Raw genomic sequence first — 12,177 nt, 5'->3', positions numbered from 1 at the left:
GAATAGGGAGGAAACCATGATCTCCAGACGTACCTTTACCGGCCTGCTCGCGGCAGCCGCGATGATCCCCACCGCGGGCTTCGCGGCTGATATGCCGGCCCCCTTCGACAACCCCGGCGACGTGAAGATCGCGCTCGTGCGCTACCTTTCGACCGGCGACTTCTTCCAGGCCTATCTCTCGGGCGTGGAAAAGCAGGCCGAGGCCATCGGCGTCGACCTGCGGGTGTTCGACAGCCGCCAGGACGCCGCCCTGCAGGCCGACATGGTCGACCAGGCCATCGCCCTCGGCGTTGACGGCATCATCATCCAGCACGGCCTCACCGAGTCGATGCGCGAAGCCGCCCAGCGCGCGGTGGATGCCGGCATCAAGGTTGTCGCCTTCGACGTCGACGTCGAGAACGACGCGATCCCGCAGGTCGAGCAATCCGACCGCGACCTCGCCCGCCTCGCCCTCGAAGCGGCGCTTGAAGACAACGTCCTATGTCGGGAACATCTGGCTGCTTAGGTCAGCAGGTCGTGTGGCATCCGGCTGTCCGGATACCGTGATAAGGTTGCCCAGACGGGCTCTGCCGTCAAGAAATGATCTCTTCCATAGCAAACACAGGGTACGCGCAGCGGCGGCCCTCACCGTCCTTAATACGAGATCCCAAATCCCAAGCAGAAGGCCCGAACATTATCTACGAGGTCAGATGCCTGCCTCCACGGCTCATGTCAGAGAGAGGTCCTTCCGCCTGGGCTCACCCCCTCAAAGAAGGGGCGATAGGGTTCGCCGTTTTTGACCACGGCGTGTACTGTGCGCGCCATCTTTGCCGCGATAGCGGTGTAAGCCTTGCGGCGCAGATGGGCGTTATGTCGATCCTTCGAGATGTATCGTTCGAATTTGTCGCGGAAGCTGTTGGTCCGCTTGAGAACGGCTGTCTGGCCGGCCATCCAGAGCGTACGACGCAGGCGGGCATTGCCGTACTTCGAGATGCGGCTCTGGCCGCGGAACATGCCGGACTGAACCGTGGCAAGGTCCATGCCGCAGAACTTCAGGAACTGCCGGTGATGTCGGAACCGACGCAGGTCGCCTGCTTCGGCCAGGATGGTCATGGCGTTGATTGGACCGATGCCGGGAATGGTTGTCAGCAACTGGTAGTCAGGCAGATCGGAGAGCAACTCGACCGCCCGGGCCTCAATCTCGTTGCGCTGGCGGACAAGGCTCCGCCCTTCGGCGAGAACGAGACGAAACATGCGGACAGCGTCGGAATCCGGATCCACCGGTAGTCCGACAGAGTCGACGGCAGTGGCGTAAATATCTGAAAGCAGGCGCTCTTTGGAGACCTTCTTGCCAACCACCTGCCAGGCATCAGCGATGAAGGCGTCCCGGCCCATGGTCGTGATCATCATCGGCGTTGGATACTTCTCAAGGAACGCCAGGAACCAGTCGGTTCGCGAGCTGCGATGAAACCGTTCGGCCTCTGGGAAGTAGAGCGGCAGGTAATGCGTCAGGATGCGGTGCCACAGCTCGGTCTTCGACCGCGAGACGATCTCGTGGGTCTTCGACAGCTCCTGGATGTCGGCGGTGCCGGACGCCAGCGGGTCATGGAAGAACTGCACCGCGCCGATCTCCAGCATGTGCAGGATGACCTGAGCATCCTTCGGGTCATTCTTGTCCCAGCTGTTGTGCAGCGCCTCGCGCGTCCGGGCCAATCCGACGGACGACACCAGCTTCAACTCGAACCCGAGCTGTCCGAGATGATGCGCGAGGGGCCTGTGATAATTGCCGGTCGCCTCAAACCCGATCCGAACCGGCAGGTCGTAGCTGGCAAGGGCCGTGGAGAGGCGCTGGAAGTCCTCCAGGGTATTCATAACCGTCAAACGACGGCGGCGCTTCTTCCCCGGAACAGCGATCAGTACCTCGTGGCGGTGCTTGGAAATGTCGATGGCGACCAGAACGGTCGCGGCGGTAGTATGGTGGACGGTCATAGCCGGTCTCCTCAGCGGTGTGGTTCAGCAAAACCACTGTTGAGACCTGAGACCCGGTTATGGCCACCCGCTGCGCAATGTGGAGGCTGCGCGCGCGGCCATAACCTGTCGGCAGCGCCTGTTCCCGACGTGCTACGGCAACGAGTTCGTCGCCGGTTACGTCTACGTGCCCGGCATCGCGCCGCTCGACCGGCGCGACGAAACCTGGGTGGGCGTCAAGGAAGCCAACCCGGGGATCAATGAGGTGGCGATGTTCGGCACCCTCGACAACCCAATCGCCAACTCGGTCGCCAACCAGGCCCGCGCCGTGCTTTCGGCCAACCCCAACATCACCGTGATGTTCGCCCCCTACGACGAGTTCGCCAAGGGCGTGAAGATCGCCGTGGACGAAGCCGGGATGTCGGACCAGGTGTCGATCTACTCGGCCGACGTTTCCACCGCCGATATCGCGATGATGCGCGAGCCGGGCTCCTCGTGGAAAGCCACCGCCGCCACCAACCCGGCGGTTGTGGGCGAGGTTTCGGTGCGCACGCTGGCGATGCTGCTGGCCGGTGAAGATCCGGGCGCGAGCGTGATCGTGCCGCCGACGCTGATCACCCAGTCCATGCTCAACGAGCTGGAGATCACCAACATGGAAGAACTGGGGGCCAAGCTCCCCGCCTTCGCCCATGCCGACGTGGTCGTGCCCGAGTGGATGCCGCTTCCGGCCCGCTGATCGCGCATAGTGGACAACGACAGGGGGCCGGCGCTAGTGCACCGGCCCCCTTTTCATTTGGAGGACAGACGATGCTGAAGGGAATAGACCCGCGCATGACCGCCGATCTGCTCGACGTGCTGATGCGCATGGGCCATGGCGACGAGATCGCGGTGGTCGACTGCAACTTCCCCGCCCATGCCACCGCAGCCGATACGATTTCAGGCCAGTTGGTCGAACTGCCCGGCTTCACCGCGCCGAACGCGATCGAGCTGATCTGCGCGCTGTTGCCACTCGACCACCTGGTGCCGGAAGGCGGCTTCTGGATGGAACGCGACGGCGAGGGCGCGAAGCCCGACCCGGTGCACGCCGAAGCCATCGCGATCATGACGCGCGAGATGCCCGAAGGCGGCGCGATCGGCTCGCTGGAACGTCAGGCGTTCTATGCCCGGGCGCGGGAGGGTTTTGGCGTGGTGCGCTGCACCGAGACGCGGGCCTTTGGCTGCTTCATTCTGCGCAAGGGGGTCATTTTCTGACTCCCTTGCGCAGGGCGGGTGGGGATGTGAAACCCGCCCTCGGCCCGAGGCTGGCTCTCAGCCTTGGGCGGCTTCCGCCGCATCGAGCGCGGCGCGCATGGCGTTGATGCCCTCGCCGATATCTTCGCCCAGCCGCAACAGGCTGCCGCCGAGCAGGTAGACAACGTCTTCGCCATACATCGAGGCCATGCCGGCGGCGCGCTCCACGCTCATGCCGCCGCCGGGGCTCGGCAGCATCGCCCGGCCCGGTCCGTCCGGCGCGCGGCAGGCGTCGGCGATCTCGCCACATTCTTCGGCGCTGAAACCGAACCGCCCCCCGACGTTGGGAAACACCGAGATATCGGCCCCCGCGAGGCGCTGGAGCGTGCCGAACATCATCCCGTGGCTGAAGCCGGTGTCATCCGACAGAACGAACGGCCCGAGGAACGACGGGTGGGTCATGATCGGCATCGAAAGGCTCTCGTCGCGCGCGATCCGGTCGACCACGCCGAAGCCCAGCAGGCCGGGCATGATGAGGAGGCCATCGGCGCCGGCTTCCTTTGCGAAACGGATGTTTGTCTCGATCTCCTGCGGCTGCCCGGCGAGCGACGGGAAATAGAGCGAATGCCCCCCGGTTTCGGCATTGGCGCGGGCCACGGCGGCGGCGGTTTTTTCCACCCGCTCGCGGAACGGCGCGGTGGCCTGGTCGGTGATGCCGTGATCTTCCTTCACCACGTCGGCACCGGCGCGGGCACAGAGATAGCCGATCCGCGCCAGCGCATCCGCATCAAGCCCCTGGGGCTTCAGCACCGGGGCGATCATGCCGCCCTTCGGCCGCCCAACCAGCGCGCGGATACCCTCGATCCCGAAGCGCGGCCCGGGGTGGCGTGCCAGCATCTCGGCGCCCGGGTCGATCCCGATCACCTTGAGGCCCTTCTGGATCGAGGAATTGCCGAAGATGACGTTGAGAAACTGCGTCATCTCGTGCCCGGCGCTCTCGGGGCTGTAGGAGATGGTGGCGCGGAACCGCCCCTCGCCCTCGGTGCCGATCTCCTCGATCTGCCCGACGATCTCGTCGGCGATGAGGCCCTCGGGCACCACGTCGCGCGGCACTTCCACGGTTTGCTCCAGCGCGATCGCCTCGGCGCGCGCGCGGGCCTCGGCGGCATCACCGGCGAAGACCCGGTAGGTGACCGAGAACCGCGCCATCAGAGCGCCTCGGCCTTGACGCTGGAGTGCACCGCATCGACCCGCACCGCCTCCAGCGCGCCTTCGTCGATCCCGGTTTCAATCCCCATGAGCCGCTCGATTCCGCGCACCAGCGCGATGGCGTCGAGCCCGTAGTAATTCATCAGGTAGGGGCGCGAGCCGCCGTGGGCGTAGGTGTCTTGCAACCCGAGCCGGATCAGCTTCTTGCCAAGCCCGGCATCGGCCAGCGCCTCGGCCGTCATCGAGCCGATCCCGCCGGCGACGAGGTGGTTTTCAAGCGTCACCACGCCGTGCTTCACGCTCGCGGCATGGGCCACGATGGCCTCGGCATCGAAGGGCTTGAGCGTGTTCAGGTGCAGGTGCCGCACAGAAACGCCGGCCTTGTCGAGCGCCCCGCGCGCCCGGATCGCCTCCTCGGTGGTGATCCCGGCGGTGATCACCAGAACGTCGGTGCCTTCCGCGAGCACGCGCATCTCGCCCACCTTGAGCGGGCTGTCGAACAGACGCGGCACGGAACCGCGCAGCACCCGGCAATAGACCGGGCCGTCGATCGAGTCGGCGGCTTCCACGATGCCCTCAACCTCGGTGGCATCGCCGGTTTCGAGCACTGTCATGTTGGGGATCGAGCGCATCACCGAGATATCCTCGATCGCCTGGTGGGTCATGCCCCCCGGCGTGGTGATGCCCGGCAGGAAGCCCATCAGCCGCACCTTGCGGCGCGGATAGGCGATGGAAGCCATGAGTTGGTCATAGGGGCGGCGGTAGAGAAACACGCCGAAGGTGTGAATGAAGGGGCGGTAGCCCGCGAGCCCCATGCCGCCGGCGAAGGACAGCATGTTCTGCTCGGCCATCCCCATCGACAGGAATTGCTCGGGGTGGCGATCGCGGAAACCGTCGATCTCGACCGAAGAGGTCAGGTCGGCCGACAGCGCGATGACCTCGGGGTGCTGAACCGCGTAAGCCTCGAAAGCGGCGGCGTAGGGGCGTGCGACCATTTCGACCATGATCTCTCTCCTCAATGCGCGTAGTCGACCGGCGCGATGCCGAGGTCGGCCGCGATCGCCTGGTTGTATTCTGCGCGTTCGTCTTCCGACTTGAAGCGCACGTAATGCAGGCGCGGGAAGCGCCGCTCGAGGATCGGCATCCCCTTGGTGGGCGAGGTGTAGGCGAGGATTATGAGCGGCTTGCCCTCGTGGTTCTCGGCCCTGGCCTGCCGCATCGCCTCGAGGTCGTGCCCGTCGATCTCGACGCAATGCGCGCCGAAGTCGATGAACTTCTGGCGGATGTCGCCCACCTGCATCACCTCGTCCATCGCGCCGTCGCATTGCTGGCGGTTCACGTCCATGATCGCCCAGAGATTGTCGATACCGTGGTGGGCGGCGGCCTGCACCGCTTCCCAGGTCTGGCCCTCCTGCACCTCGCCGTCGGACATGAACACGCAAACCTCGCCCGGCTCGCCCTTGCGCTTGCGGCCCCAGGCAAGCCCGGCGCCGGTAGACAGGCCGATCCCGAGCGTGCCGTTGTGCACCTCCATACCGGGCGAATGCTCGGCGCCGATCATCTCGACCGACGAGCCATCCTTGTTGAACATCTCCAGCCCTTCGGGCGCCATGCGGCCGGTTTCGATCAACGTGGCATAGGCCACCAGCGCGTAATGCGCGGGCGCGATGAACAGTCGGTCATACTGCGGCTCGAACGGGCCGTTGTAGCCCGCGCCGGTGACGTAATCGGGATTGTCCGCCGAGGGCACCCCGCCGAAGGGCGGCGGAATCATCGGCATCGTCGGCTGCCCGAGGTGAAGGGCTTCGTTGTAGAGAAAGGCGAGTTGCTCGGCCGAGGAACAGGCCTGGCTGAGATAGCCGCCGTTGTTGCGGATGGTGTGTTCGAACACCCGACGCCGCACGCCGAGGGCGATTTCCTCGGTGGTCTTCTCGTTCTGGAGGGGGGCTTGGCTGGGCACGGCCGTCTTCTCCCGTTCTGTCCATGGGATATTCATCAGGTTCGCACTCAAATTACATATGTCAGCCATATTTGACAAATGATTTTTCGCCATCCTGAAGCGCCCCGCGCGATATCGACACGGCACCGCGCAAAACCCCACGCCGGGCCTGCATCGGCGGAGCTTGTCGCGTGACCGCCCAAACCCGCAGCGGCACTGGTAACTGCGACACCGCGTGTTAGAATCACGAGATGGCGCATAGGTTCGCCGCATCGCACAGCTGCTCGTGCACGAGGTAAGGGCATGGCCCATCGGGGGAAATCCATCAGGCTCGCGCTGCTGGCGCTGGCGGGGCTCATTGCGCCGGGGCTTGGCCTTGCGCTGGATCGCGTCGATTTCGACCTGCGCGGCGGCGACAAGGCGCTGGCCGGCGCATTGCGCAACGCATCGCTACTCGGTGGCCTGGAGACCAATGGGCAGAGCGATCCGCGCGACGTGTTGTCGGCGGCGCTTGCCGATTACGGGCGGTTGTTGGATGCGCTCTATGCTGCCGGGCATTATGGCGGCGTGATCAATATCCTGATCGACGGCAAGGAGGCGGCCGGCATCGCAGCCTTTGCCGTGCCCGACAGGATCTCGCGCGTCACCGTCCGGGTCGAGCCCGGACCGCAATTTCGCTTCAACACCGCCCGGGTCGCCCCCCTGCCGCGCGAGTCGCGGCCCGTCGCGGGCTTCGAACGCGGCGCGCCGGCACGCAGCACGACGATTCGCTCGGCTGTCGAAGCCGGGGTTTCCGATTGGCGCGACGCGGGCCACGCCAAGGCCGATGTGGCCGGGCAAAGGCTTGTCGCCAATCACCCCAACGCCACGCTCGACGCCGATATCCGCCTCGCGCCCGGGCCATTGGTGCGCTTCGGCGCCTTGCGGCAAACCAACCCCTCCGCCGTGCGCGCCGAGCGGATCGCGCGGATCGCGGGCTTGCCGACGGGCGAAACCTTCTCACCCGACACACTCGACCGGGTGGCGAACCGGCTGCGCCGCACCGGCGCCTTCGCGTCCGTCGCGCTCAGCGAAGCGGATGATCTCGGGCCGGGCGACAGCATGGACATCGACCTCGCGCTGGCCGACCAGAAACCGCGCCGCTTCGGCTTCGGGGCCGAGATTTCGTCGCTCGAAGGCGCCACGCTTTCGGGCTTCTGGCTGCACCGCAACCTGTTCGGCGGCGCGGAGCGTTTCCGGGTCGACGCCGAGGTGTCGGGAATCGACGGCACCATCGCCGGCATGGACGCGTCACTCTCGGCCCGGCTCGACGTGCCCGCCGCCTTCGGCACCGATACCGATGCCTTCGTTTTCGCCAGCGTGGCCTATCAGGACGAACCGGCCTACCGGCTGCTGCAGGGCGGCGGAACGGTCGGCGTGCATCGCTACTTCACCGACCGGCTCGAAGGCGAGATCGGTGCCGCCTATCGCTACACCATAACCGACGACGATCTCGGGACGCGGCGATTCTCGATGGTCTCGTTGCCGGCGGAATTGACGTGGGACGGGCGCAACGACGCGCTCGATCCCTCGCGGGGTGCCTTTATCAACGCCGAGGTCGAACCGTTCCATGATCTCGAAGGCGGTGCCTGGGGCGCGCGCGGCTGGCTCGATGCCCGGGCCTATCGCGGCTTCGGCGACGACGATCGCTTCGTCTTCGCCGGGCGGGCGCTGGTCGGGTCGGTTGTCGGTGCCGGCGCCGCCGCGGTGCCGCCGGATTATCTCTTCTTCTCCGGCGGCGGCGGCTCGGTGCGGGGCTTTCCCTACCAGTCGCTCGGGATCGATCTCGGCGGCGGCACCATCGTCGGCGGCCGCGCCTTCCTCGGCCTCTCGGGCGAACTTCGCTACCGGGTGAGCGAGACCTTCGGCGCCGCCGCCTTCGTCGATGCCGGCCACCTCGGGGCCGACAAGTTCTTCGACGCCAGCAGCAATTGGCAAGTCGGGGCCGGCGTTGGCCTGCGATATTACACCGGGATCGGCCCGGTCCGGCTCGACGTGGCGCTCCCCGTTAGCGGGCCGGGCGGCGCGGGCGTGCAGTTCTATGTCGGGATCGGACAATCGTTTTGACACGCCTCATCGCCCTCCTCGCCGTTGTCCTGACCGTCACCGCCCTGCCGCTCCGGGCGCAGGAGACGGTGTCCGACGGGCCGGGCTTTCTCGAAGGCTGGCTCGAAGACAACCTGTCGGCGGCAGGCCGGGAGGTTCAGGTGCGCGGCTTTGCCGGGGCACTGAGCGCGCAGGCGACGATCGACGAGATCACCATCGCCGATGACGACGGCGTCTGGTTCATCCTGCGCGGCGCGGTGCTTGACTGGACCCGCTCCGCCCTGCTCACCGGGCGGCTGGAGATCGAAACGCTCTCCGCGCGCGAGATCGAGATCCTGCGCCAGCCTTCCGCGATATCGGACGGACCGCAGGCCGAAGCCTCGGACTTCGCCCTGCCGGAACTGCCGGTGAGCATCCAGATCGGGCGGGTCACCGCAACGCGGGTGGTGCTGGGCGAAGACCTGCTCGGCACCCCGGCCGTGGTGCAGCTCGAAGGCAGCGGGCAGCTCCAAGGCGGCGCCGGCGAGGCGCTGTTCACCATCGAGCGGATCGACGGGACATCGGGCCTGTTGCGGCTCGAAGGGGCCTATGCCAACGAAACCCGCAACCTCACGCTCGACCTGTCGCTGAACGAGGGGCCGGGCGGGATCGCCGCCGGGCTGATCGGGCTGGAGGGCGGCATCCCGCTTGACCTCGAGATCGGCGGCACCGGGCCGATCGACGACTTCAACGCCACCATCGCGCTCGCCACCGACGGCTCCGAGCGCCTCGGCGGCGAGGTGGCGCTGCGCCCCGGCCCCATGCCCGACGACATCGCCTTCCGGGCAGCGCTTTCCGGCGACCCCTCGGTGCTTCTCAAGCCCGACGCGCGCGCTTTCTTCGGCACCGACGTGCGCCTCGCGCTCGACGGGCTGCGGCGGGGCAACGGCCTGACCGAGATCGCCGCCTTCGCGCTCGATACCGGGGCGATGTCGCTCTCGGGCGACGCGGTGCTGCGCCCCGGCGGCTGGCCGCTGAAGCTGAACCTCGAGGGACGGATCGAAAACGAGGATGGCACCCCCGTGCGCCTGCCGCTCGACACCACGACGCGCGCAACCGAGGTGGATCTCGCCTTCAGTTTCGACGCGCGCAAGAGCGATGATTGGCGCGGCGCGCTCACCCTGACCGGGCTTGACCGCCCCGAAATCTCCGCCACCGCCATCGAGTTGCGCGGGACAGGCAGCCTGTTCGCCGGCGGCGCGGATCGCGCGCCACGCGTCTCGGGCAGGGTCGATTTCTCCGCCCGTGGTCTGGATGCGGCCGATGCGGGCGTGTCTCAGGCGCTCGGGGAAGAGATCATCGGGGAAACGCGCTTCCTCAAGAGCGGCAGTGCGCCCCTGAGGCTCAGCGCGCTCCGGCTCGAAGGCGAGGATTACGGACTGAGCGGCGCGCTCTCGCTCGACATCGACACGACCCGGCTTGACCTGCTCGCCCAAGGTGATCTCACCCTGCGCGCCAACGATATCGCTCGTTTCGCAGCCCTCACCGGGCAGGCGCTCAGCGGTCAGGCCCGGCTCGACATCAGCGGCAACGCGGCCCTGCCCGGCGGTCCGTTCGATCTGGCCATTCGCGGCACCGCCCGGGATATCGGGGTCGGCGAGCCCCGTCTCGATCGGGTGTTTGCCGGGCCGAGCAGGCTGGAGATTGACACCGTGCGCGATGCCGATGGCACCCGGATCGAACGGTTCACCATCGTCTCCGACCATGCCCGCGCCGAAGGCGACGCAACGCTCAAGACCGAGGCGAGCCGCGTGGCGGCCCGGTTGGAGATCGCCGACGCGACCCGGCTTGCCGAAGGGCTCGACGGCCGCGTGGTGCTCAACGCCACGGCGCAGCAATCCGGGCCGAGCTGGGCCTTTGAACTCGACGCCACCGCGCCGGGCGACGCGCGCGCCAGCGCCTCGGGCATTCTGCGCAACGCCCGCGCCGGGCTCGAGACCGTGAACGCAAGCTTGAGCGCGGAAATCGGGAACCTCCGGCCCTATTCCGGGCTTGCCGGTCAGAGCCTGAGCGGCGGCCTGACGCTCGAGACCGAGGGCGGATTTGCGCCGCAAAGCGGGGATTTCGACCTGTCCGGCACGGCGGTGGGGCGCGACCTCGCGCTCGGGATCGCCACGCTCGACGACCTGATCGCCGGAAGCAGCGATCTCGCTTTTTCGATCCGGCGGGAAGAAGGGATCGCCGTGCTCGAAAAGCTGGACCTTGCCACCAGCGAGCTGACCATCGCGGCAACGGGGCGCGACGAGGGCGGCGCGCCGCAGGTCACCCTCACCGCCCGGCTGCGCGATCTCGGGCGGCTGGTGGGCGGGCTTTCCGGCCCGGCCGATGCCAGGGGCGAAGCGGTGCTGACCGACGGGCGTTGGCAGGTGACCGGCGACGGCTCCGGGCCGGGCGGCACCGTGCTTGCCGTTCGCGGCAGCCTCGGGGCCGACGGGACCGATCCGGCGCTCGGTTTGACCGGGCGCGCGCCGCTCGCTCTCGCCAACGCGATGATCGCACCGCGACAGATCAACGGCATGGCCAGCTTCGACCTCGGGCTCAACGGTGGCTACAGCCTCGCCGCGCTCTCCGGGCAGGTTTCGACTGCGGAGGCCCGGCTTTCGCTCCCGACCCTGCGCATGTCGCTCGATCCGATCAACGGCACCGCCCGGCTCGCGAACGGCCGCGCCACGCTCGATCTCGACGCGGCGTCTTCCTCCGGCGGGCGGATCACCGTCTCCGGCCCTGTCACGCTCACGGCCCCTTTCCCGGCCGATCTCACGCTGCGGCTCGCCGGGCTGGGGCTGACCGATCCGACGCTGTTCGACACCAACGTGAGCGGCGATGTGGCGGTGACCGGGCCGTTGACCGGGGGCGGCCAGATCGCCGGGCGGCTTGCCTTCGGCGCGGTCGAATTGCGCGTGCCGGAAAGCGGCTTCGGCGTGAACGGCGCGCTGCCCGATCTTCAGCACGTCGGCGAACCCGCGGCGGTGCGCGCGACCCGCCGCCGCGCCGGTGTTCTGGCCGAGGGCAGCGGGGGCACGGCCGCGCCATTCGGCCTCGATTTGACCATCGACGCCCCGGCGCAGATCTTCCTGCGCGGCCGCGGCCTCGATGCCGAGTTCGGCGGCTCGGTGCGGATCGGCGGCACCACGGCCAACGTCATCGCCCAGGGCGGCTTTCAACTCATCCGCGGACGCCTCGACCTTCTCGGAAACCGGCTGGCGCTCACCGAGGGCACCGTGACGCTGGCGGGCAGCCTCGACCCCTACCTGCGGATCGTTGCCGAAACCGAGGCCAGCGGCGCGCTGGTGCGGATCGTGCTCGAAGGCCCGGCCTCGAACCCGGATGTGCGCTTCACCTCCTCGCCCGACCTGCCGGAAGACGAGATCCTCGCCCGCCTCGTTTTCGGGCGCGGGATCGAGCAGATTTCGCCGTTCCAGGCGCTCAAGCTCGCCAGCGCCGTGGCAAGGCTCGCCGGGCAGGGCGGCGCGGGCACCGTCGACCGGCTGCGGCAGGGCTTCGGCCTCGATGACCTCGACGTGACCACCGACGCCGAGGGCAACACCGCGGTGCGGGCGGGCACCTACATCACCGAGAACATCTACACCGACGTGACGGTGGGCCAGGACGGCAACGCCGAGATCAACCTGAACCTCACGATCACCCCCAACATCACCGCGCGAGGGCGGGTTTCGGGCAGCGGCGGATCGGCGCTCGGGGTGTTCTTCGAGAAGGACTACTGAACG

Annotated in this window: 9 protein-coding genes; 5 read left to right on the top strand and 4 right to left on the bottom strand. The window is 67.6% G+C overall.

Annotated features, from left to right (window positions below):
• The first annotated feature begins 16 nt into the window (after positions 1-16).
• Entirely contained in the window at positions 17-505 is a 489-nt protein-coding gene (locus IEW01_RS10160; protein WP_229738192.1) for a substrate-binding domain-containing protein, read from the top strand.
• Between the two features lie 206 nt (positions 506-711).
• On the opposite strand, the gene IEW01_RS10155 is transcribed toward IEW01_RS10160, so the two are convergent.
• Complete coding sequence (locus IEW01_RS10155) at positions 712-1,968, bottom strand: IS110 family RNA-guided transposase (protein ID WP_188527500.1); 1,257 nt, start codon at positions 1,966-1,968, stop codon at positions 712-714.
• Between the two features lie 79 nt (positions 1,969-2,047).
• Here IEW01_RS10155 and IEW01_RS10150 point away from each other — a divergent pair, with 79 nt between their 5' ends.
• On the top strand, positions 2,048-2,683 hold the full coding sequence (locus IEW01_RS10150) for a substrate-binding domain-containing protein (protein WP_229738190.1): 636 nt from the start codon (positions 2,048-2,050) through the stop codon (positions 2,681-2,683).
• A 71-nt stretch (positions 2,684-2,754) separates the two neighbouring features.
• Positions 2,755-3,198 carry an RbsD/FucU family protein gene (locus tag IEW01_RS10145; protein ID WP_188527519.1) on the top strand — a complete coding sequence of 148 codons (444 nt, stop codon included), beginning with the start codon at positions 2,755-2,757 and terminating at the stop codon, positions 3,196-3,198.
• A gap of 57 nt (positions 3,199-3,255) precedes the next feature.
• On the opposite strand, the gene IEW01_RS10140 is transcribed toward IEW01_RS10145, so the two are convergent.
• The 3 genes from IEW01_RS10140 to IEW01_RS10130 are packed head-to-tail and all read right to left on the bottom strand — an operon-like array spanning position 3,256 to position 6,346.
• Positions 3,256-4,386 carry a RuBisCO large subunit C-terminal-like domain-containing protein gene (locus IEW01_RS10140; protein WP_188527518.1) on the bottom strand — a complete coding sequence of 377 codons (1,131 nt, stop codon included), beginning with the start codon at positions 4,384-4,386 and terminating at the stop codon, positions 3,256-3,258.
• Complete coding sequence (locus IEW01_RS10135; RefSeq protein WP_188527517.1) at positions 4,386-5,390, bottom strand: transketolase family protein; 1,005 nt, start codon at positions 5,388-5,390, stop codon at positions 4,386-4,388. Before IEW01_RS10135 ends, IEW01_RS10140 begins: the two co-directional genes overlap by 1 nt.
• A gap of 11 nt (positions 5,391-5,401) precedes the next feature.
• Positions 5,402-6,346 carry a transketolase gene (locus IEW01_RS10130; RefSeq protein WP_229738189.1) on the bottom strand — a complete coding sequence of 315 codons (945 nt, stop codon included), beginning with the start codon at positions 6,344-6,346 and terminating at the stop codon, positions 5,402-5,404.
• 282 nt (positions 6,347-6,628) lie between these two features.
• On the opposite strand from IEW01_RS10130, the gene IEW01_RS10125 reads away from it, so the two are divergent.
• Together IEW01_RS10125 and IEW01_RS10120 are read left to right on the top strand one after the other, a co-directional pair.
• Positions 6,629-8,431, top strand: a complete 1,803-nt coding sequence (locus IEW01_RS10125; protein ID WP_188527515.1) for an autotransporter assembly complex protein TamA — start codon at positions 6,629-6,631, stop codon at positions 8,429-8,431.
• The gene (locus IEW01_RS10120) at positions 8,428-12,174 is read left to right on the top strand and encodes a translocation/assembly module TamB domain-containing protein (protein ID WP_188527514.1); all 3,747 of its coding nucleotides are present in this window, start codon (positions 8,428-8,430) and stop codon (positions 12,172-12,174) included. Before IEW01_RS10125 ends, IEW01_RS10120 begins: the two co-directional genes overlap by 4 nt.
• Positions 12,175-12,177 lie beyond the last annotated feature (3 nt).

The organism is Sinisalibacter lacisalsi (assembly GCF_014640115.1).
Classification (GTDB): domain Bacteria; phylum Pseudomonadota; class Alphaproteobacteria; order Rhodobacterales; family Rhodobacteraceae; genus Sinisalibacter; species Sinisalibacter lacisalsi.
This window is presented reverse-complemented; position numbering and strand designations above follow the sequence as displayed.